21 protein-coding genes are annotated in these 19,766 nt (G+C 64.7%); 6 read left to right on the top strand and 15 right to left on the bottom strand.

Features of this window, described 5'->3' with window-relative positions; genetic code table 11:
* Window positions 1-2 precede the first annotated feature (2 nt).
* The 8 genes from CFK21_RS05555 to CFK21_RS15390 form a co-directional block, all read right to left on the bottom strand.
* Window positions 3-851, bottom strand: a complete 849-nt coding sequence (locus CFK21_RS05555) for a heme ABC transporter ATP-binding protein (protein ID WP_096365554.1) — start codon at window positions 849-851, stop codon at window positions 3-5.
* On the bottom strand, window positions 848-1,975 hold the full coding sequence (locus CFK21_RS05550) for a FecCD family ABC transporter permease (RefSeq protein WP_096365552.1): 1,128 nt from the start codon (window positions 1,973-1,975) through the stop codon (window positions 848-850). The genes CFK21_RS05555 and CFK21_RS05550 overlap by 4 nt, the downstream gene beginning before the upstream one ends.
* The gene (locus tag CFK21_RS05545) at window positions 1,968-2,858 is read right to left on the bottom strand and encodes a heme/hemin ABC transporter substrate-binding protein (protein WP_157745398.1); all 891 of its coding nucleotides are present in this window, start codon (window positions 2,856-2,858) and stop codon (window positions 1,968-1,970) included. Before CFK21_RS05545 ends, CFK21_RS05550 begins: the two co-directional genes overlap by 8 nt.
* A gap of 35 nt (window positions 2,859-2,893) precedes the next feature.
* Complete coding sequence (locus tag CFK21_RS05540; RefSeq protein ID WP_096365547.1) at window positions 2,894-3,472, bottom strand: HugZ family pyridoxamine 5'-phosphate oxidase; 579 nt, start codon at window positions 3,470-3,472, stop codon at window positions 2,894-2,896.
* A gap of 18 nt (window positions 3,473-3,490) precedes the next feature.
* Window positions 3,491-4,417 carry a hypothetical protein gene (locus tag CFK21_RS05535; protein ID WP_197703006.1) on the bottom strand — a complete coding sequence of 309 codons (927 nt, stop codon included), beginning with the start codon at window positions 4,415-4,417 and terminating at the stop codon, window positions 3,491-3,493.
* Window positions 4,418-4,500: 83 nt separating this feature from the next.
* Window positions 4,501-6,543, bottom strand: coding sequence for a TonB-dependent hemoglobin/transferrin/lactoferrin family receptor (locus CFK21_RS05530; RefSeq protein WP_096365544.1), 2,043 nt, complete (start codon window positions 6,541-6,543; stop codon window positions 4,501-4,503).
* Between the two features lie 11 nt (window positions 6,544-6,554).
* Complete coding sequence (locus CFK21_RS05525; protein WP_172844257.1) at window positions 6,555-8,798, bottom strand: PKD domain-containing protein; 2,244 nt, start codon at window positions 8,796-8,798, stop codon at window positions 6,555-6,557.
* Between the two features lie 146 nt (window positions 8,799-8,944).
* The gene (locus tag CFK21_RS15390; RefSeq protein WP_096365540.1) at window positions 8,945-9,664 is read right to left on the bottom strand and encodes a DNRLRE domain-containing protein; all 720 of its coding nucleotides are present in this window, start codon (window positions 9,662-9,664) and stop codon (window positions 8,945-8,947) included.
* Window positions 9,665-10,289: 625 nt separating this feature from the next.
* Here CFK21_RS15390 and hemP point away from each other — a divergent pair.
* From hemP to CFK21_RS05505, 3 genes are all read left to right on the top strand, one after another.
* Window positions 10,290-10,475, top strand: a complete 186-nt coding sequence (gene hemP, locus CFK21_RS15150) for a hemin uptake protein HemP (RefSeq protein WP_157745395.1) — start codon at window positions 10,290-10,292, stop codon at window positions 10,473-10,475.
* A 131-nt stretch (window positions 10,476-10,606) separates the two neighbouring features.
* Window positions 10,607-11,584 (top strand): ChuX/HutX family heme-like substrate-binding protein, encoded by a 978-nt coding sequence (locus CFK21_RS05510; RefSeq protein WP_096365536.1) that lies wholly within the window; start codon window positions 10,607-10,609, stop codon window positions 11,582-11,584.
* Between the two features lie 15 nt (window positions 11,585-11,599).
* A complete protein-coding gene (locus tag CFK21_RS05505) occupies window positions 11,600-11,887 on the top strand; it encodes a hypothetical protein (RefSeq protein WP_096365534.1) in 288 nt (95 codons plus the stop codon).
* Window positions 11,888-12,258: 371 nt separating this feature from the next.
* Here CFK21_RS05505 and CFK21_RS05500 read toward each other — a convergent pair whose 3' ends face one another.
* Both CFK21_RS05500 and CFK21_RS05495 read right to left on the bottom strand, forming a co-directional pair.
* A complete protein-coding gene (locus CFK21_RS05500) occupies window positions 12,259-12,729 on the bottom strand; it encodes a Dps family protein (protein WP_096365532.1) in 471 nt (156 codons plus the stop codon).
* A gap of 35 nt (window positions 12,730-12,764) precedes the next feature.
* Window positions 12,765-13,472 carry a 2,3-bisphosphoglycerate-dependent phosphoglycerate mutase gene (locus CFK21_RS05495; protein WP_157745392.1) on the bottom strand — a complete coding sequence of 236 codons (708 nt, stop codon included), beginning with the start codon at window positions 13,470-13,472 and terminating at the stop codon, window positions 12,765-12,767.
* Between the two features lie 130 nt (window positions 13,473-13,602).
* Between CFK21_RS05495 and CFK21_RS05490 the strand changes: the two genes are divergently transcribed.
* The 3 genes from CFK21_RS05490 (at window position 13,603) to CFK21_RS05480 (ending at window position 15,300) form a co-directional block, all read left to right on the top strand.
* Window positions 13,603-14,562: a LysR substrate-binding domain-containing protein gene (locus CFK21_RS05490; RefSeq protein WP_096365528.1), complete on the top strand. Its 960-nt coding sequence runs from the start codon at window positions 13,603-13,605 to the stop codon at window positions 14,560-14,562.
* Between the two features lie 124 nt (window positions 14,563-14,686).
* Window positions 14,687-14,902: a DUF2061 domain-containing protein gene (locus CFK21_RS05485; RefSeq protein ID WP_096365526.1), complete on the top strand. Its 216-nt coding sequence runs from the start codon at window positions 14,687-14,689 to the stop codon at window positions 14,900-14,902.
* 122 nt (window positions 14,903-15,024) lie between these two features.
* Window positions 15,025-15,300 (top strand): hypothetical protein, encoded by a 276-nt coding sequence (locus tag CFK21_RS05480; protein ID WP_157745389.1) that lies wholly within the window; start codon window positions 15,025-15,027, stop codon window positions 15,298-15,300.
* A 71-nt stretch (window positions 15,301-15,371) separates the two neighbouring features.
* On the opposite strand, the gene CFK21_RS05475 is transcribed toward CFK21_RS05480, so the two are convergent.
* From CFK21_RS05475 to CFK21_RS05455, 5 genes are all read right to left on the bottom strand, one after another.
* On the bottom strand, window positions 15,372-15,788 hold the full coding sequence (locus tag CFK21_RS05475) for a glutamate-ammonia-ligase adenylyltransferase (protein WP_096365522.1): 417 nt from the start codon (window positions 15,786-15,788) through the stop codon (window positions 15,372-15,374).
* 72 nt (window positions 15,789-15,860) lie between these two features.
* A complete protein-coding gene (locus tag CFK21_RS05470) occupies window positions 15,861-16,442 on the bottom strand; it encodes a rhodanese-like domain-containing protein (protein ID WP_096365520.1) in 582 nt (193 codons plus the stop codon).
* A gap of 64 nt (window positions 16,443-16,506) precedes the next feature.
* A complete protein-coding gene (locus CFK21_RS05465) occupies window positions 16,507-17,124 on the bottom strand; it encodes a cytochrome b/b6 domain-containing protein (RefSeq protein ID WP_096365518.1) in 618 nt (205 codons plus the stop codon).
* On the bottom strand, window positions 17,121-18,803 hold the full coding sequence (locus CFK21_RS05460) for a tetrathionate reductase family octaheme c-type cytochrome (RefSeq protein WP_157745386.1): 1,683 nt from the start codon (window positions 18,801-18,803) through the stop codon (window positions 17,121-17,123). Before CFK21_RS05460 ends, CFK21_RS05465 begins: the two co-directional genes overlap by 4 nt.
* The gene (locus CFK21_RS05455; protein WP_096365514.1) at window positions 18,803-19,759 is read right to left on the bottom strand and encodes an SLAC1 anion channel family protein; all 957 of its coding nucleotides are present in this window, start codon (window positions 19,757-19,759) and stop codon (window positions 18,803-18,805) included. The genes CFK21_RS05460 and CFK21_RS05455 overlap by 1 nt, the downstream gene beginning before the upstream one ends.
* Window positions 19,760-19,766: the final 7 nt, after the last annotated feature.

Raw genomic sequence — 19,766 nt, 5'->3', positions numbered from 1 at the left:
CACTATGAATTGATCGCCGAAGGCCACGCCGCCGGCGTGGTCGGCGCATCGGCCCTGTCCGTCTGCGGCCGGGCGATCAGCACCGGCTGTTCCGGCACGGTGGGATGCGGCAGACGCAGCAGCGGGATGCCGAACACCTCGCTAAGGAACGCCGGCTGCATGACCTCGCCCACTGGCCCCTGGCGCCGGAGCCGGCCCTGCTGCAGTACCGCCACCCGGTCGGCATAACCGGCCACCAGATTGAGATCGTGCAGAATGGCCAGCACCCCGATGCCCTGCTCACGGGCAAAGCGGCGCGCCACCCCGAGCACATGATGCTGATGCACCAGATCCAGCGCCGAGGTCGGCTCGTCCATCAGCAGATAGCGCGGGCCCTCCGTTGCCGGCTCCCAGATCTGGGTCAGCACCCGCGCCAGCTGCACCCGCTGGCGCTCACCGCCGGACAGGGTGGTATAGTCGCGCCCGGCCAGATGCTGCACATCGGCGGCGGTCAGCGCCGCGTTCACGATGTCGGAATTGTGCCCGGCCGGGGCGCCGGCATGCGGGCTGCGGCCCATCGCCACCACCTCGCGCACCCGGAAGGGAAAGTTGAGGCTGGAGTGCTGCGGCAGTACCGCCCGCATCCGCGCCAGACTCCGGTGCGGCCAGTCGGCCAGCGCCCGGCCATTGATGCCGATCCGCCCCGCGGCCGGCGTGGTCTCTCCCGCCAGACATTTCAACAGGGTACTCTTGCCGGCGCCGTTGGGTCCGATCACCGCCAGCACCTCGCCGGGGGCGAGCCGGACACTGACGCCGTGCAGCAGGGCGCGCGCGCCGGCGTATACCGAAATGTCGCTGGCCTCAAGATTCATAATCCGCTCCGGTTGCGATAACGCAGCAACAGCCACAGGAAGAAGGGGCCGCCCAGCAGCGCGGTGATGATGCCGATGGGCAACTCGGCCGGCGCGACCAGGGTGCGCGCCAGCAGGTCGGCCAGCAGCAGCAGGGCCGCACCGAGCAGGGCGCAGGCCGGCAGCAGCAGGCGATGATCCGGACCGAACCACAGCCGCAGCAGATGCGGCACCACCAGGCCGACGAAACCGATCAGCCCGGCGAAGGCCACCGCGCCGCCCACCGCCAGCGCCACCAGCAGGATCAGCACTGTCTTGATCCGCTCCAATGGAAAGCCGATATGGCCCGCCTCGGCCTCGCCCAGCAGCACCGCATTGAGTGCCGGGGCGAAGGCCGGAATGGCCAGGATCGCGATCAGGCAGGCCACGGCCACCAGCGCCACCTGGTCCCAGGTCGCCCCGCCGAGGCTGCCCATGGACCAGAAGGTCAGGGTGCGCAGCTGGGCATCGTCGGCCAGGTAGGTCAACAGGCCGGTCGCCGCGCCGGCCACGGCATTGATGGCGATGCCGGCCAGCAGCAGGGTGGCGACGTCGGTGCCCGAATTGCCGCTGGCCAGGCGATAGACCAGCAGGGTCGCGCCCAGGCCGCCGGCGAAGGCCGCCAGCGGCAGCGCCACCATGACCGAATCCTCCAGCACGCCCTGCAGCAGGACATCACCCAGAACGATGACCAGGACCGCGCCCAGCACCGCCCCGCTGGAGACGCCGATCAGGGCCGGGTCGGCCAGCGGGTTGCGGAACAGACCCTGCATCGCCGCGCCCGAGACCGCCAGCGCGGCGCCCACCAGCATGCCCAGCACCATCCGCGGCGCCCGGATGCCCATCAACACCGCCTGCTGGTTGGCCTCGTAACTCCAGGGCAGGCTCAGCCCCAGGCCGTCGCCCAGAATGGCCAGCACCTGCAGCGGGGCGATCGCCACCGCCCCCTGGCCCAGCGCCAGCAGCGTCACCAGGCCAAGCAGCAGCGTCAGCCCCAGCAGCGGCCAGAGCAGGTGCCGGCCGGGACGCCGGTCCGCTGCCTCCCGGGGCTGCGGCGGGCGGGTCGCCGCCGGTACACCGCGCCGCAGCACCCGCGCCTCACTCATGCGCGGTCCCCGCCAGGTCCAGTTCCGGATGCAGCAGGGTCGCCAGGTCTTGCAGGGCCTGCGGCTGGCGCGGCCCGAACCCGAGCAGATAAAGCCCGTTCATGGTGACAATGCGCCGCTGCCGGCCCGCCGGGGTCAGCGCCACGCCGGGCATCTCCAGCACCCCCTCGACACCGCCCAATTGCTGCAGGGTGGCATCGGACATCAACAGGATCTCGGGCGCGGCGGCGACTATGGCCTCGGCGCTGATGGGTTTGTAGCTGGCGAAGCCATCCAGCGCGTTGTCCGCCCCGGCCAGGCGGATCATGGTAGCGGCCGCGGTGTCACGGCCTGCGGCCAGCGGCGAGCCCCGGCCGATGTCGAGCAGGAACAGCACCCGCGGCCGGGCCTCGATCCCGGCCAGCCGCTGTGTCACCCGCTGCTGGTGCGCGACGATGCGTCGGGCCAGCCGTTCGCCTGCGGCCTCGAGTCCCAGGGCCGAGGCAACGCCGCGCACCTTGTTCGCGATCACCCCGGGCTCGGGCCTGTCGGGCAGGCGCACGACCGTCACCCCGGCCTGACGCAGCTGCTCGATCACATCGGCCGGACCCGCCTCATGCGTGGCCAGTACCAGGGTCGGTGCCAGCGACAACACGCCCTCGGCGGAAAGATTGCGCTGGTAGCCCACCTGCGGCAGCGCCTGCGCGGCCTCCGGCCACAGGCTGGTGGTGTCCACCCCGACCAGCCGCTCGCCGGCGCCCAGGGCATAGACGATCTCGGTGATCGAGCCGCCGACGCTGACGATGCGCTGCGCTGACGGTTCAGCCGCCGTGAGCGCACCCGCCCGCATGCACAGCGCCAGCAGCGTCAGCGCCAGTGCCTGTTTGAGTGTCATCATCTGCATATCGCCTTCCTCTGCCGCCATCCGCACCGCTGCCTTCAGGCACGGGGCGCGGTGGAGTCCTCGTCCTGCCATTCGTCCATACGTTCGTCCACTTCCCGACGTTCGCTGCGATGACCGACGTCGTTGAGATGGCGCACCTTGTCCAGGTTCTCGCCCTCGATGACAAAGGCCTTGGCAAAACCCGCAACATAGGTGGCCCGCAGCGGATGCAGCCGATACAGATGGAAATCCTTCAACTCCCGCAGGGTGTCGATCAGGGTGCCGAACTTGCCGGCGAAATGTTCCAGCACGGGGCGGAAGGTTTCATCATGACGATCCACCTCCCGGGCCTCGCACTGGTAGGTGACGCGACGGCGCGCGAACAGATGCTTGCTGTCGGATTCGTTCTCGATGAACAGCACGCTGACTTTGCCGTCCTCCCTCAGATTGCGGGTATGCGAGGCCAGCTCACTGACGAAGATGAAGAAGTCGTTGCCCTGGCGGACATAGGCCGCATAGCTGGCGTTGGGCTCGCCCTCCGGGCTGACGGTGGCCATCAGCAGGGATTCGAAATGCTGCGAGAATTGTTCGTACTCGCTGCGCACGACTTCAAGGTCTGGTTTGGATGCAGCCATGGTGTCTTCCTCCGGATCTCAATGTTTGTCAACAGTGGTTTTTCGCCGTGCCGCGGTCAGCGCCATGAGCATGATGCCCGAGCCCATCAGCCACAGCGCCGGCGGCAGCGGCACGGCCCTGACCTCCCAGCCGATGTCCTGCAGACCGGCATAGTCCAGATCGGTCGGATACTGGCGCATCCCGGCTGGAGTGGATGGATCCAGCAGGGTCTCCTGCGGCTGACCGGCGTAATGTCCGGTCACGCCCTCGGCCCAGTGGGCGCCGCCGACGGGCACCGGCCCGCCATAAGCGGCCATGGCGGCGGCGCCCAGGAACAGCCCGCCCTGCTGCTGCGCGGCCCAGGAATCGGCCGGGCCGTAGCCGAGGATGTGACCCAGTTCGTGCACCGCCGTGGTCAGAAAGTCACTGCGGCTGGCATCCAGGCCCGCCTCGGTCGCGCCCCAGTGCCAGCTGGCATCGCTGTTGAAGGCTATGGCGCCGCCCCAGACGCCATAGTCGGTGGCGCCGGGACCGTACGTGTTGCTCTGGCCGCGGCTGGTGACGGCGTCGACGAACCCGGCCGAGCCGGACACGCCCTCCAGGGTCCCGGTGGTGGCATAGCCCAGTACGCCCGCCCCCATGGCCGCGCCGCCGACAAACACCCGCAGTGTATCGGCCGCGACGAACAGATTGTCTTCCCGCACCTGGCCGCCGCCCAGGTTGGATGGGTTGTGAAACCACACACTCCAGTGGTCGTCCACGCTCGGCGCGATGGGCGCCAGGCTGTCCCGGACCCCGGCGAAGAAGCCGGCCGCCTGCTCGAGTCGGTCGCGACGTTCCTGCGCAGAGAAAAAACCCTGGTCGTAGCGATAATCGAACTGAATGGTCAGGGCCTGGGTGGAACTGCTGGCCACAACGCCGAGCAGCAGTGCCGTGCGAATCAGTGTTCGTCTGTATGTGTTCATCGTCTTCCTTTCATGAGGTTCCTGCATCCCGGCCTGCGGGCTGTTTCGGTCAACGCGGGCCCCCGCCGTCACCCGCAACGGCTTCAGAACTGCAGACTCAGGCTCACTTTCACATTGCGCCCCACTGCCGGCAGCGTACTCAGGTGCGGCCGGTATTCCTTGTCGAACACATTGTCGACACCGAGATTGAGTTGCATGTCGTCCACGGCCTGCGGGACCAATGGCAGCCAGGTCAGGTACAGGTCATGCACACTGTAGCCCGGCGTCTCCGGCGCGCCCGTGGGCACGCGGTCCTGGCGCTGATGGAAGGCGCCGCGCCACCCCACTGACACGCCCCAGGATGCGATATACTTGCGCAGATTGAGCGTAAGCGAATGGCCGGGGATCCCGGACAGCGGCTCGCCGTCGGTCCGGTTGTCGCCATGGGTGACGGTCAGCGCCAGGCTGGCATCCAGGTCCAGCGTGGGCGAGTAATAGTCCGCCTCCAGTTCGGTGCCGCGGATACGCGCCTCGCTGATATTGTCGAAGGTGCTGACCGTGGTGGTGACGATGCTGTCGATGAAATCCTCGTACTCGTTGCGATACAGACTGGCGCGCAGCCGCAGCCGATCGCGCGGCTCGAGCAGGTCATTGCGGCGGATGCGCACCCCCGCCTCCAGGCCATGGGCGAGGCGCTCCGGGTCCAACTCCGGATTGGGCTGGAAGTTGTTGGCGCCGAAGTGATTGCCGGAAATGTAGAACTCCTGGAAATTGGGCGCGCGGAAGGCCTGGGAATAGTTCAGGGTCAGATTCATCCAGTCAGTGGCCTGGTAGACCAGCCCGAGCCTGGGCGAGACATGATTCGCCGTGGTCTCATCAGCCACCCCGATCGCCCGGGCCCGATCGGAACGGCTCTCGTAACGGTCATAGCGCAGACCGGGAATCAGCACCCAGTCACCGAGGCGGGTACCATCCAGGTCGATCTCGTCCTGGAGATAGATGCCGACGAAATCGGCCATGGCATCGGGGAAGGCATCATTGCTGCTAGTTCCCTCACGGCTGCTCATCCGGTCGCGATAGTATTCAAGGCCGTAACTGAAGCGGTGTCGGATGTCGCCGCCGTGTTCCAGGCGCGAGCTGTTGCGCAGTTCCAGGCCGCGGGTATCGAAATCGATGGCATCCAGCCGGCCATTGGTTCCGATGCGTTTTTCCCGCAGCGTCTGCTCGGTGTTGTAGGCGGACAGGTCGAAATTCAGCCAGGGGTCGTCCGGGCGCTCGTAACGCCAGGTCAGGCGATCGATGCTGACCTCGGTCTCGCGATCGGTCAGCACAGCGGTGGCCGAGGTGCGGGTATCGGCCTGGGCCGGAACCTCGCCGGTATCGAAGCTGTACTGACGGGACAAACTGATGTGCTGAAACGGGGTCGGCGTCCACTTGAGCTTGGCCAGGCCGGCCCAGCTGGCCTCGGCGGAATCGTCCAGCACCTCGCCGCCACCGAGGCGGATGTCATCCGCGCTGCGGCGTGTCACGCTGGCCAGGTATTCCAGCCCGCCGCCGACATCCAGCCGGCCGAAGGCAATGCCCGTGCCCAGCTTGTCGCTGTTGGCGTCCTGGAAGCCGGTCTTCAAGCGCACACCGAAGCGATCGCCCGGCATGAGGAAGTCCGAGGCATCCTTGGTGGTCATGGCGATCACACCGCCCAGCGCACCGCTGCCGTACAGGGCCGAGCCGGGACCTCGCATCACCTCCACGGACTTGAGCAGTTCGGGTTCGATGAACACCCGACCCTTGTGGCCGGAGGTGAAGTTCTGCCGGGCGCCGTCCACCGTGATCAGGATGCGGCTGCCGCTGAGACCACGAATGTTGGGCTCTTCGGCCACGGCGCGCGGTCCACCGCCGAAGCTCACCCCGGGCACGTCCTTGAGGGCATCGCTGAGTTTCTGCACCTGCTTGCGCTCCAACTCCTCCAGGCCGACGCGGCTGACCGCCTCCGGAGTCTCGAACAACGAGCGCTCGGTCTTGGTGGCGGTCACGCTGATCTCGTCCAGCGCATAGGCATCGCCCTCGGCGCGCACGCCCACGCCCGGCAGACACAAGCAGACCCCGCTCAGCCAGACCAACAGCCGGAACCGCGTTGCGCCAGTCATTGCCCTGCCCGTCACGGAGCGGCCTGCAGGATGATGTAGGGCCGGAAGTTGTCCGCGCTGCAGGCGCCGCTGCTGGACTCCGCGTCGCAGAACACCGCGACCGGGATGGAACCGTTGTCGGCGCGCAGCACCGGATAGGCCTCCTGACTCAGGGCCAGGCCTGCCCCGGTAGTGCCGGCGTTGACCCAGTGCTCGACATGCGCCGTGATATCCACGCTGTGCCACTGCCCGGTCGTCGCCTGAGTCAGGGTGGCGACCGGGGCGCCGGTCTCGTCGATGTCGGCCCAGTCGATGGCACCGGCCTCATCCCAGTTGCGGGTCTGCAGCAGCACATCGGTCTTGACCGTGGCCGTGCCCGGGGTGAAGGGATTGTCTGCATCCGCATCGCCTGGGCAGGCAGCGACCAGACCGCCGAGTTCGCACACGGAATACAGCCACAGGGTCGCGGTGTAGGTGCCGGGACCGCCGGCCAGCGCCGCGGCGTTGAGCAGACTGTCGTCGAAGTCCAGCAGCGCCTTGCCGCCGTGTTCCGAGGAATGGTTCCAGATGTTGAAGCCACCACTGTCGCCGGTGGCATCGGCCTGATTGCCCAGGAACTCGTAGACATAGGTGTCGCGGGTCGTCGGCCAGCCCACCAGCACCGCCAGACCGTCGCTGCCGCTTGCCCCGCCATCGTCCATCACCGTAAGCGAGGCATTGTAAGTGCCCGGCAGGGTGTAGGTATGGGCCGGTGGAACGGCGACGAAGGCATGGGCGCTGCCGTCGCCGAAGTCCCAGTCGTAGCCGGTGATGGCACCGTCGGGATCGCTGCTGGCCGCGCCGGTGAAGGTCACGGCCAGCGGCGCGGCGCCCTGCAGGCGGTCAGCCTGCGCCGCGGCGGTCGGCGAGGCATTGTCGGAGGCATTCACCGTCACGGCGGCAGTGTCGGTAGCGCTGTTGCCGCTGTCGTCGGTCACGGTGAGGGTGAAACTGTAACTGCCGGCCGACAGCACCAGCTGCGGCTGGGCCACATCGTCCGGATCCGCGCCGGTGCCGATCCAGACATAGCTGACGATCTGGCCGTCCGGATCGGCCGAGGCCGAGCCGTCCAGGGTGACGGTGGTGGAATTCTCCCCGCTGGCCAGCTGCAGCGTCTGATCGGCGCCGGCATCGGCCTGCGGCGCCTGCGCGCCGGGCTGAGCCACGGTGATGGTCCTGCTGACCGTGGCCGCGGCCGCAACACCGCGGGTATCGGTGACAGTGAGGCTGGCGGTGTAGGTGCCCGCCTGGGTATAGGTATGGGCGGGGTTGCGCACCTGCGCCGTGCCACCGTCGCCGAAATCCCAGTGCCAGTCGGCCGTGCCCTCCACCCCTTCGGCACTGCCGGTGAAATTCACCGTCAGCGGCGCCGTGCCGGTCAGGCTGTCGACCTGGATCCGGGCCTGCAATTGCTGCGCGCCGGGCTGGGGGATTTCAAAGCCCGGGGTCAGGGAAACATACCGGAAGGCGATCGTCCCGGGCTCGGCATCGCCCTCGTTGCGGCCGTAATAGCCCAGCATCTGCAGCGCGAACTCGATGCCGTCGCTGCTGCGCACCACCCAGGTATCGTCGGCGGGGCGCAGTACATGCCCCTCCGACCCATAGTAATCATACCAGCCCAGGATGGGATCGCCGTCGCTGCCGTCGGCCGCAACCACCACACCGCTGCCCTGGGTGAGCAGGGCATAGGCGGCCTCGTCGGGATTGAGGTGACTGCGATCCACTTGGTCATTGGCCAGACAGTAATCGGCCTTGTCCGCATCGTCGTGTCCGGACGCGCAGACCGAGAAAAACAGATTGTCGCCGAGTTTCAGCAACTCGATATCGGATAGCTCGTTCAGGGAGCGGTCGCTGACAAAACCCGTGGCGGGCGCGGCCATGACATCGAACAGTGCGGTATTCTGCAAGCCCGCCGCTGCGACGCCGGCAGTGCCGCTGACACCGCCGTTGAGCTTGACCCTGAACCGGTTGAACGCCAGGTCCCATTCGGTATTGGCCTGAGGGTCCTGGAGGGTGACGACGCTGTAGGTATCCAGGTCATAGTAGACCCAGACGTCATTTTTCGTGGCGTCCAGCACCTGCACCGCTGCGCCATCGGCATCGAAGTAGGCATTGTCAGGCAAGGCCGCAGCTTCGGCCGGGGACAGTGCCTCTGACTCGGTATCCTCAAGGCCGCTGTCAATGCAACCGACAAGCAGCAGTGCCAGTTGCGGGGCAACAAGCCATCGCATCTTCATCGTCATCATCAGTCGTACGCGTGTTTGTCTTTGATTAATTGAGGCGGGCGCCTGCGACTACCGCGCCATTGCCTACGGCTGCCGTCATGCCCCGCCGGCGGCCCTCCCTAGCCACTGCTCGCATCCATGCGACTGACTGGGGAGGCTTATGCCGCCACGGCCTGCCTGCGGCGGCGGGCGACGCCGACCAGACCGACCAGACCGGAGCCGAACAGCCATACAGCGGCCGGCACCGGCACGGCCGAGACCTGCACATCGACATAGGGATGGAAATTCGCATCGGCGTAGTCACTGGACAGGAACTGCGCCACGGCCATCGAACCGGCATCGTTGCGCACCACCGGATAGGCCTCCTGGGACAGAATGATGCCGTCGCCGGTGCTGCCATTGCTGCGCCATTCCTCTACCAGGGAGGTGATATCGATGCTCAGCCACTGATCAACCGCATTGCTGATGGTGAAGTCGGCGTATTTGCCACCTTCGTTGATGTCACTCCAGGCCAGACCGGCATCGTCCTCGCCCCAGGCACCGTTCTGCGCCAGGACATCCGTGGTAACGGCGGCATTGGGTTCACCGGCGCAGGCACTGACGAAACCGCTCGTATCACAGACGGAAAACAGGTTCAGCGTGGCGGTGAAACCACCGGCGGTAAGACTGGGCAGATAGGCATCGAGGCCATCGAAGTCCATCAGGCCGCGCATGCCATGATTGGATTCGTGATTCGCCACCAGGACATTGCCGCCGGGCTGATTGCCGAGGAACTCATAGATGTAGGTATCCGCGGTCGCGGCGAAGCTCACCGCAGCGGCATTCGTGGACAGACCGACCGTGACGGACGCCAGCAGCAGGGATTGCAGTTTGTTCATAATCGAGACTCCTTCGCTATGTTTGTTGTTACGGTTATTGCTTGCGTGTCGGTGAAGGCTGGCTGGCCACGCCGCAACGGCGTGGTAGCTGGCAACCCGGGATTGACGCCAGGACGCGATGCATCGCGGCAGAGCGCGAAGCACAAACACGTGCCTGCGCGCTTCCGAAGCCGGAAACACGTCAGTCCTGTCTATCGCTGGCTGCCTTGGCCCGGACGGGCGAGGTGGCTGGCTCGATTGCCCATACCGGCAATCATTCCCGCCGGGGCGGCGGGTGGCACCGGGCGGCGTTTGCGAGGCGGTTAGTAACAAAACCGGAGCCTGAAACACCGTACCGGGCCGGACAATAAAGTTAATGATAATTGTTATTGTTCGTATGTCAACCCCCCCCCGGGGAGCGTAGCTTATTGATCGATGGTCCGGATTGCTGAAAAAGTCGCACCGTAGCTAAGTACAGCCCGGGGCCACACGGGGATTGACATCTTAATGATAATCGTTATCATTACGATCCATGCGAGGTCGACCGTTGCAGCGTCAGGCGTTCGCAGCGCCACTCCCGGCTGCACCGAGCCACCGCAACCCTGGATTAGACATCTGTTCCGGCATCCTTTCACGAGGCTCAATAATGAATGACAAGAAGCAACCCGACTCCGAACACTCGCCTGCTCCGGCCACTTCAGGCAAAGCAGCGTCGGCACGCATCAACAGCGTTGACCTGTTCAAGGGCAATCGGCATCTGGTAATCGAACATGGAGATGAGGAATACCGCCTGCAACAGACCAGCAACGGCAAACTGATTCTGACCAAGTAACACTGCACTGCAACCACAACCCCGCCAGCCAGCCTCCCAGCCCGTCCGGGGCAGGCGAGCAAGCCCCGTAAGCAAGCTTCAATGCAAACCAAGGTACAGGGTATGTACCGCAACTGTTTCAAGGAGACATCATGAATCAACAGGTCATGCTCGATGGCATTCGTCCGATGATTTCACTGCGGGAGGCGCTGGCACATCAATTCACAACCCATCCGGACCGCAGCCTGGCGGCAATCGCAGCCCGGCTCGGCGTGAGCGAAGTACAGTTGCTGACAGCGGCCTGCGGCCGCCATGTAACCCGGCTTGCCTGCAACCGTCGTGAACTGCTGTCCGACCTCGCCTGCCTCGGGCCGGTGTGCGCCATTACCGGCAACCGTCAGGCCGAGCAGGAGCAGGTACTGGAGTATCGCCTGCTGCGGCTGAGCGGTGACCGCGGCCTGCTGCTGGCCGGCGACTACGAACTGGATCTCGATTTCGCCAACTGGCACTACGGCTTTGCAATCACGCGACCTGTGCGGCGGGGCGTGGAGCACAGCCTGCATTTCTTCGATGCACATGGCCGCTGCAACCACCGCATCCGACTGACCAGCACCAGCGACGCCTATGCCTACCGGATGTTCGTCGCCGCTTACCGCAGCACCGACCAGAGTCCGGAACTGCTGCTGCCGCGCGGACCCTCAACGGCTGGTGATCAGCCGGCATTGTCGGCGGGCCGCGCCGGTGGCTGCCACAGGTGCATACCGGTCGCGCAGTTGTCGGAACTGCTGCACTCGCTGGTCGATGTCGATCTGTGTATCAGCTTCACGGTCGCCAATGCGGGCACCGTACACACCTGGCGCGGCATGGTCGATGCCGTTCGCTGCGAAGATGGCCGCTTGATGCTGCAGGCGGCTGACTACTGCCTGGTCCTGGAGCAGGCGCAGATCGCAGGGGCCCGTCTGCCGTGCCAGGGCAGCACCCTGGAGTTGTATGGCGCCGACGGCGAAACCCTCGCCACCCTGGGCGGCCCGCTGGGCCGCTACCCGTCCCAACTCGATGTCTGGCAGCGTCTCCTCGCCGCTCTGCCTGTCGATCCGCCCGCCCCGTCGGGCTGCCAGTCACATTACTGAGAGGAGGTGCATTGCATGAACAGGCCTTCGACCAACACAGCCGTCACCGCCGAGCACCCACATCGCGACGTCCTCGAAGCGGCCCTGATGTATCTGATGACACGCTACACCCAGAAACCCTGCCCCGGCCTGGCCCGGGGCATCATGCATCATCTGCAGATGCTGCTGGCGCATCCCGACCTGGCGGATTCGCCGGTGGATCGATCCGCCTATGAATCCCTGCTCAACGACTGGGGGTTGATTGCCTTCGAGCACAACTGTCCCGTACATGCGGCAGGCGCCGCGGGACAATCCATGCACTAGGAGTCGGCCAATGAATCTGCGAACTCAGGGGAACTTCCCCCTGCACAGAATCTTCGATCCCGTACTGCTGCTGATCGCGTTCGTTCTTGGCGCGTTACTCGCGGGATTCCTGTTTGGGCACCGGATCTGGGAAGGTGGGATTCAGTCCCTGGCGTTATAGCCAGCCCCGCCACACGGAAAAACAAACCGGGACCGAGTGGCACCGGCATATGCTCAAATGCAGGGTGGGTTAGCGTAGTTTTCGCAACCCACCGTACGTTGCAACGCAACACAAAATTCTTTCAAAATATGCCTGTCGGCCCAGGTGGCGGGTTACGGCGCAAACAACGCGCCTAACCCACTCTACATCAACATTCCTCAGCTGCGTCGGATTACTGCAGCGCCCGCAGCATCCAGGCCGTCTTCTCGTGCACCCGCATGCGATCGGAGACCAGCGCGGCCGTGGACTCGTCATCGGCCTCCTGGGCAAGCTTCAGCGCCTCGCGGCAGGTCCTGACCACCTGCTCGTGGCCCTGGGTCAGGATCTCGACCATCTGCTTCGCCTCGGGCACGCCCTCGACCTCCTTGATGGAACTCAGTTTGGCGAAGGCCTTGTAGGTCCCGGGCGCGGCCACATCCAGCGTGCGGATGCGCTCGGCGATCTCGTCCACTGCAGTGGCCAGCTCGGTGTAATGCTCCTCGAACATCAGGTGCAGTTCGCGGAACTGCGGCCCGGTGACATTCCAGTGGAAGTTGTGGGTCTGCAGATAAAGGGTGTAGGAATCGGCCAGCAGGCGCTTCAACCCTTCCGCGATTCGGCTACGGTCCTTTTCCTTGATGCCGATATCGATCTTCTTACTCATGGTTCTGCCTCCTGTTGTCAGTAAGTCGACTTGCTCTATGCGGACCTGCGCGCATCCGGTTCGGTATTCAGATAGCGCCAGTCCAGCGGCCGCGCCGCGGGATCGAACCGGTACAGTATAGGCGTAGCGGTCGGAATCTCGAACTGCTCGACCTGTTCCACGCTCATCCCCGCCAGTTCCATGATCAGCGCGCGCAGGGTATTGCCATGGGCGCTGATCAGGATACGCTCGCCACGACGGATGCGCGGGATGATCTGCTCCTGCCAGAAACCGACCACCCGCTCACGGGTCCGGGCCAGGTTCTCCACGCCGGGCAACCGCTGCGGGTCCACATCCGCATACCGCAGGTCATGCGCCGGGTGCGCCGGGTCGCTGCGCAGCAGGGGCGCAGCGCTGTCCGTGTAGCCGCGGCGCCAGCGCCAGACCTGGTGCGCGCCGACCCGGGCGGTGGCCTCGGCCTTGTCGAGCCCCTGCAGAGCGCCGTAATGGCGTTCATTGAGGCGCCAGTCCTGCACCCGCGGCAGGCTGTCCTGCCCCAGACGCGCCAGCAGGATATCCAGGGTGGCGATGGCCCGCTGCAGCCGGGAACTGTAGGCGGCATCGAAGCGATAGCCGTGGATCCGCAGACAGTCGCGGGCCCGCTCCGCCTCGGCCACGCCGGCCGCGGTCAGCGGCGGATCCGCCCAGCCGGTGAAACGGTTTTCCCGGTTCCACTGGCTCTGGGCATGGCGGATCAGGATCACGCTCCTGTCCTGATTGTGTATCGTCTGTGTCGTCATGGTGGTAAGGATAGCCCCGCACCATTGATCTGTATAATCGTTTGTTTATAATATATTGATCGTTACAGACGATCATAAAATCCGGGTACCCGTTATGAACCTGCGTGACCTGAAATACATCATCGCCGTCGCCGAGACCCACCATTTCGGCCAGGCCGCCGAACGCTGCTTCGTCAGCCAGCCCACCCTCAGCGGCCAGATCAAGAAGCTGGAACAGGAACTCGGGGTGGCCATCTTCGAGCGCACCAACCGCTCGGTGGAGATCACGCCCATCGGCAGCGAACTCCTGACCTATGCCCGCCGTATCCTGGAACAGGCCGAGGCCATGCAGCAACTGGCCCGCGCCCATCAGGACCCGCTCGCCGGCCCGCTGCGCATCGGCGCCATCCCCACCATCAGCCCCTACCTGATGCCGCTGATCCTCAAGCCCCTGCGCCAGCAGCATCCGGCCCTGAAGCCGGTATTGTCCGAGGAGTTGACCGATGTGCTGCTGCAACGGCTGCATGATCACGAAATCGACACCGCGCTGCTGGCCACACCGGTCGAGGACCGCGATTTCGAGGTGATCCCGCTGTACGACGAACCCTTCTGGGTCGCCTATCCGCGCGAACACGCCTTTTACACCCGCGAGCGCATCCGGCTGCGCGACCTTGATCAGGAAAACCTGCTGCTGCTGGCCGAGGGCCACTGCCTGGCCCAGCAGGCCATGGAGGTGTGCCGGATCAAGGAACGGAATGACCAGGGCGATCTGGCCGATCTGCGCGCCGCCAGCCTGGAGACCCTGATCCAGCTGGTCGGGGCCGGCTACGGCGTGACCCTGGTCCCGGCGCTGGCCATGGGTGGTGCCTGGACCAGCGGCAGCGGCGTGGTGGCCCAGCCGCTGGATATTGCCGATGCCTCGCGCCGCGTCTCGTTGGTGTTGCGGCGCAGCTTTCCGCGCCGCGCTGCAGTGGAGGCCCTGGCCGCAGTCATTCTGAGCCACCTGCCCAACACGGTACGGCTGGTGCGTGGCAAGGCGACGGGAACAGGCCGCAGTCGGCAGCGCAGGGCCTGACTGCCCGCCTTATCAATATGTATTATCTATCGTAGTAATAATAATAAACGTTTTTACCGATAAGATTGACTGCCCCATACTGTCCCCAGGATCAGAACAACTACTGGCGGGGAGAGAAACCATCATGACCAAGACCCTGAGTTTCGCGGCCGTCCATTTCAGTGTGGCCTTCAGCGTGGGGTATCTGATGACCGGCAGTCTGGCTGTGGGCGGCGCCATCGCGCTGGTCGAACCGCTGGTCAATACCCTCGCCTACCATATCCACGAGCAAATCTGGAGGCGCCGGGAGAATGGGCGTGGGGCGGTTCAATCCCGCAACGGGCTGCAACTCCGCGCCTGACCCTGGTGCCGGGCATCGCGGGCATTGACATTTAGATAATAACGATTATCATTTGCATCATGGTGGGAGGCCGCCCGTGAACTGCGCCTTCCCCCGCAACGCCCGATACGGAGGATATGCCCATGCAAGCCATGCTCACCCTGCCCGAGGCTGCGGCAGCCGGGTTGGATCGCCCGCCCCGGCGCGACCTGCTGGAAGCCGTCCTGCTCTACCTGATGACCCGCCACGCCCTGCAGCCCAGCCCCGGCCTGGCCCGGGGCGTGGTCCACCATCTGCGCCTGCTGCTGGCGCATCCCGATCTGCAGCACACGCCGGTGGATCGTTCCGCCTACGAGACGCTGCTGAGGGACTGGATACTGCTGGCCTGCGATCACCGGGGCAACCAGCTGTCACATTGATACCCCGAAACACCGAGGCAGCTGAGCAGCGGCAGGAATCGAACTGAGCCGAGCGGACACTCCGGACCGCCTTACGGCGGCGGCACAATCCCCTGCCGACGCAGCCAATCCACATCCAGTTCCCAACGGATACGCTGAATCGAGGCATGCGCCCTGACCAGTTCACTGGCACGGGCCTGATGTTCGGCCAGCGTCTGCTGGGCCTGCTGAAAGGCGGGATCATCCGTTGCGACGCCCGCGAGGCCGGGGTCGATGGCATGGATCATGTCGCGGACCGGCAGCTGCGCCGAACGCGGCGTACCCATGACCGCGGTATGGTCCTCGATGCGCAGGACGCGAAAGGGATAGGGGTAGGCGGCCAGGATCGGATCAGCGGCCAGGCGGTCATTCAGCTCCCGCACCGCAGCCGGTTGATACAGGAACAGGACCAGCAGGGCCGCCACCGCCAGGCCGAGCACCAGCGCATAGATCTTCGTGCCGCGGTACACGTTCCTAGCGGCCGCCCGGTGGCGGAGGCGGGACCCGCATGATGCGGGTTTCGCCATGCAGGATGTCCGCGATCACTTGTCCAGGCCGTACATGACGTCCCGTTCCAGCTTCCAGCCCCAGGGCAGACCTGAATTCTTCCAGCCATTCACCACCCGGGCCCCCTGATGCTCGCCTGACTTCGCCTTGCCGCCCTCGAAGCCGTCAACCATGCTGTAGACATTGGCATAGCCGAGTTCGTACAGGGCATCGGCGGCCGGTGCGCTGCGCGTGGAGCCGGACCGGCACATGAAGACCAGGTGCGCCTCCTTGCCGATGCCGAGCGCGTCCAGTCGGGACGTGACCTCGGCGGCAAAATCCGGGTTCACGTAGCCGCCATAGCTCTGCTTGTTCTCGTTCCAGCGCGAACTGTCCATGATCTTCCACGGCACGTGCACATCGACCATCTGGGTATAGCCGGTGAAGTTGAGCTCGATGGGATCGCGCACATCGATGAGTACCACCTGACGGTCACCCGGGTTGCGGAGCATTTCATAGGCTTCAATGGCATCCACATACAGCCCGGCGCGGGTACGCATGCTCTCCTTCTCCGGCGCCTCGGCGGCGAAGAGACTACCGGTCACGGCAATCAGCAATCCTGCCAGCAGGCGTTTCATATGTCATCTCCTCTACTGTGATCATGAATTTCGTTCGGGCCGCCCGCTCATCCGGGACGGCCATTCAGGAATTCTTCCCGGGCGTCTTCGTCTCCTCGATCTCTTCGTAGCCGGTGATCATAGCCTTGACGTAGGCATAGAAAGGCTTGCCGGTGAGCGCGAGATAGACATGGGCAATGAAAAAGACCAGCATGGCGATTGCGGCCGCGGTATGCACCATGGCAACCTGGCCCAGGCGCAAACCCTCCAGGCCCAACGCCGGCCAGTCGGTGTAGAACAGATACAGCAGTCCGGATACCCAGATCAGCGGCGATATCACCAGCTTGAAGCCCAGATAGGCCAGCCGCTGCAGCGGATTGTGCTTGGCACTGAGCGACTTCTTGTAGGGTTTTTCCTCGTCACGGAACATGCCGATGGAGTAGTAGCGGACCATGGCCATCAGTTTCTCTGTCGTCGGGATATAGTGGCGCCACTCACCGGTGGTCAGATGCCAGAAGATGGCGAAGGCCCACAGTACGATCAACGACCAGGCCAGGATGATATGCAGGTTCACCGCCTGTTCGAAGCCGAACAGATGGTAGACGGCGTGGATCTCGAACCCGGTGACCATCAGGGCGATGATCAGCGCCGCCTGGGTCCAGTGCCAGAAGCGTTCGAACCGCTTGTAGATCATCACCTTCATGACGGCTTCCTCAGGCTGATCAGAATCCGTCCCAGCAGATGGAGCAGTACGCCGCCCAGGGTGCCGAGCACGGCGATCAGACCGATCCGGTCCAGCCAGGGGAAGGAATCCCGCCCCGGCATGTAGAACCCGCCCAGGCCGGCCAGTCGCCCGTCCGGCGCGTGGCAGGCGGCGCAGTTCAACGCATCCTTGCCGGGTGCGACCATGTGCGTGATCGGCCAGTACATCTCGTTTTTCACAAAGCCGAATTCACCGCTGAACTCCTGTCCGGCCTCGCCGGTCAGCACGGCCTCGTGCTGACCGACCTCCAGCGCCTTGATCCAGTCATAGTTGCTCCACAGCGAGGTCTTGTCCTCGGGTCCGTAGACATGGGTGGCCAGCAGGCGGTTGGTCTGTTTGTCATAGGGCTGCTTGCCGACCATGCGCTTGAACGGCCAGATGCGGGCATCGGGATCCTCGTAGCTACCCTGGATACTGTTCACCGAGACGGTCTCGGTGGGGTCGATCTCGTTATCCAGCAGGGTGTAGCGGATCTGGCCGTCGAACCAGTGGTATTCCGGCACCACGTTCTCGCCATGCTCGAAGTAGCCCTTGTGGCTCATGTAGCTGGGATGGCCGTGCTCGTCGTACTCGACTACCCGGATGGGCCTGCCCTGCTCGTTCAGCACCAGTTCCCCGGCCTCGTCGCGCTTGAGCTTGAGGGTGGCCTGGGACCAGTCCCATAACGTCTTGGTGGCCACGCCGCCGCGGGCGAAACTCGGGATATGGCAGGCCTGACAGGAGACCTTGTTGACGTGGTCATTGAGCTTGTTGTTGACATTGGCCGGATGCGGCCGGGTGCCGTGGCAGGACTCGCAGGAGGCGCGCCCGCCGTAGGCCCTGCCGGGGATGTCGATGCCGTGCTCGTCGCGCGCCTGCATCGAATAGTGACTGCCGGCGACGTCATGGGCCTCGGCGGTGTGGCAGGTGGCACAGCTGAAATCCAGCCCCGCGGCGTCCATGTGCACGTCCAGCGATTTGTCAGGCGCGATCAGGGAACTGTCCAGATCGCCGTGTTTGACGCCGTCGGCACCGCCGCCATAGAAGTGACAGTTGCCGCAGGTGAAGCGGCTGGTCCTGCCGACATTCTGCGCAACCAGGGCCAGGTCCACGGCCCTCAGCGGCTTGTCGTTCTCGACCACGATCTCGCCATCGCGGGTGATGTCGTGATAGGCGGGATGTCCGGCTGCGGCCGAAGGTTTGACATAGGTGCGGGTGGTATCGTGGCAGACCAGGCAGTCGACATTGCGCTCGGAGCTGAAATCGAAGTCCCTGTCCTCCCAGCCGTAGCCGATGTGGCAGGAGGTGCAGCGCTGGTAATTGGAGCGCAGACTGCCGCAGAAGACATTGATCTCGTGTTTCTTGCCCAGCAATTGGCCGGTGACGGGATGCTTGTATTCCCAGGTCCAGTGCGTGGTCTGGTGCAGTTGCTTGGCGGCCTCGGTATGGCAACTCAGGCAGGCCTCGGTGACCTCGGGTGCTGTCTTGAACTCGCGTTTGAGGATCTTGAAGGCGCCGTGATCCGCCGTGCTGCTTGCATCACCGCCTGCTGTCTGCAGATCGGCATGACACAGGCCCGCCAGCCCGAGTCCGATCAGGACCGGGAACACGATTATCCGCATGTGGCGTCGCAGCCGCATCAGTGCCCTTCCACGCATATCTGCTGGCGGGACACGGCCACCAGGGTCCGTGCCAGAAGATAGAGTATGACGAGATCCAGCACTACTACCATGACCCAGGACAGGAAAGTGAAGAACACCGAGGGCACATGCGCCTGCATGATCAGGGTGGCCACGGTCATCGCCGCGAGCGGGAACGAATAGGCCCACCAGGACAGGTAGAAGGGCAGCCGCACGAAGCGGGGCAGTTCCTTGAACAGCAGCAGGGTCAGAAACAGGGCGCCGTAATAGAGCACGCGGGCGAAGCTGTCGATATCCCCGGTCAGCTTGATATAGGAAATGAAACCCACGGCCGGCGGCGCGATCAGGATGAACAGGGTCGGCAGCAGCTTGTCGGGCAGCGGATTATGGAAAATCATCCGGTAGACGATGATGGTGAACAGGACGATCCAGAACAGCAGCCCGATACTGAAGAAGAACCAACTCAGCTCCGCGCTGGCATGCGCCACGCCGGCCACCGGCACCAGGATGTTGCCCACCACCGGGATGAACCAGGCGGGGCTGATGTGGTTGATATCGAAGTTCTGCTTGTGGATCCAGGCGCTGAGCACATACAGGGTGAAGACGAGGTGCAGACCGGCGCCCACCGCCCACAACCAGAACGACAGCGCCGGCTGACTGGACAGAAAGGCCACGCTGAGCAACACCAGGCTGACGCTGAAGGTCGCACCGAAGCTCATCTTGACCGGGTGCGTCAACTCGGTGACGACCTCGGCCCGGTGTCGGAACAGCTTGGCGGCATACAGGCCCGTCAATGCTATGAACACCAGCGCGCTCAGAACAGCCACCAGCAGGCCGAACGGGTGCAGCGGTGCCCACAATTCGCCGGCACGCTGCAGGGCGATGGCCAGACCGGCCAGCCCCATGACGCTGGAAAAGAAGGAGACCGGCAGATTCTGCAGGCGTGTACTGGTCATGGTGTTG

The sequence above is a fragment of the Thiohalobacter thiocyanaticus genome, from assembly GCF_002356355.1.
GTDB lineage: Bacteria > Pseudomonadota > Gammaproteobacteria > Thiohalobacterales > Thiohalobacteraceae > Thiohalobacter > Thiohalobacter thiocyanaticus_A.
This window is presented reverse-complemented; position numbering and strand designations above follow the sequence as displayed.

What these genes read in the sequence shown, in the direction of transcription:
- CFK21_RS05555 (WP_096365554.1), bottom strand. Translation starts at nt 851, where the DNA reads ATGAATCTTGAGGCCAGCGACATTTCGGTATACGCCGGCGCGCGCGCC.
- CFK21_RS05550 (WP_096365552.1), bottom strand. Translation starts at nt 1,975, where the DNA reads ATGAGTGAGGCGCGGGTGCTGCGGCGCGGTGTACCGGCGGCGACCCGC.
- CFK21_RS05485 (WP_096365526.1), top strand. Translation starts at nt 14,687, where the DNA reads ATGACCAAGACCCTGAGTTTCGCGGCCGTCCATTTCAGTGTGGCCTTC.
- CFK21_RS05530 (WP_096365544.1), bottom strand. Translation starts at nt 6,543, where the DNA reads ATGACTGGCGCAACGCGGTTCCGGCTGTTGGTCTGGCTGAGCGGGGTC.
- CFK21_RS05540 (WP_096365547.1), bottom strand. Translation starts at nt 3,472, where the DNA reads ATGGCTGCATCCAAACCAGACCTTGAAGTCGTGCGCAGCGAGTACGAA.
- CFK21_RS05535 (WP_197703006.1), bottom strand. Translation starts at nt 4,417, where the DNA reads ATGAACACATACAGACGAACACTGATTCGCACGGCACTGCTGCTCGGC.
- CFK21_RS05505 (WP_096365534.1), top strand. Translation starts at nt 11,600, where the DNA reads ATGAACAGGCCTTCGACCAACACAGCCGTCACCGCCGAGCACCCACAT.
- CFK21_RS05545 (WP_157745398.1), bottom strand. Translation starts at nt 2,858, where the DNA reads ATGCAGATGATGACACTCAAACAGGCACTGGCGCTGACGCTGCTGGCG.
- CFK21_RS15390 (WP_096365540.1), bottom strand. Translation starts at nt 9,664, where the DNA reads ATGAACAAACTGCAATCCCTGCTGCTGGCGTCCGTCACGGTCGGTCTG.
- CFK21_RS05480 (WP_157745389.1), top strand. Translation starts at nt 15,025, where the DNA reads ATGCAAGCCATGCTCACCCTGCCCGAGGCTGCGGCAGCCGGGTTGGAT.
- CFK21_RS05470 (WP_096365520.1), bottom strand. Translation starts at nt 16,442, where the DNA reads ATGAAACGCCTGCTGGCAGGATTGCTGATTGCCGTGACCGGTAGTCTC.
- CFK21_RS05500 (WP_096365532.1), bottom strand. Translation starts at nt 12,729, where the DNA reads ATGAGTAAGAAGATCGATATCGGCATCAAGGAAAAGGACCGTAGCCGA.
- CFK21_RS05455 (WP_096365514.1), bottom strand. Translation starts at nt 19,759, where the DNA reads ATGACCAGTACACGCCTGCAGAATCTGCCGGTCTCCTTCTTTTCCAGC.
- CFK21_RS05510 (WP_096365536.1), top strand. Translation starts at nt 10,607, where the DNA reads ATGAATCAACAGGTCATGCTCGATGGCATTCGTCCGATGATTTCACTG.
- hemP (WP_157745395.1), top strand. Translation starts at nt 10,290, where the DNA reads ATGAATGACAAGAAGCAACCCGACTCCGAACACTCGCCTGCTCCGGCC.
- CFK21_RS05465 (WP_096365518.1), bottom strand. Translation starts at nt 17,124, where the DNA reads ATGAAGGTGATGATCTACAAGCGGTTCGAACGCTTCTGGCACTGGACC.
- CFK21_RS05460 (WP_157745386.1), bottom strand. Translation starts at nt 18,803, where the DNA reads ATGCGGCTGCGACGCCACATGCGGATAATCGTGTTCCCGGTCCTGATC.
- CFK21_RS05525 (WP_172844257.1), bottom strand. Translation starts at nt 8,798, where the DNA reads ATGAAGATGCGATGGCTTGTTGCCCCGCAACTGGCACTGCTGCTTGTC.
- CFK21_RS05490 (WP_096365528.1), top strand. Translation starts at nt 13,603, where the DNA reads ATGAACCTGCGTGACCTGAAATACATCATCGCCGTCGCCGAGACCCAC.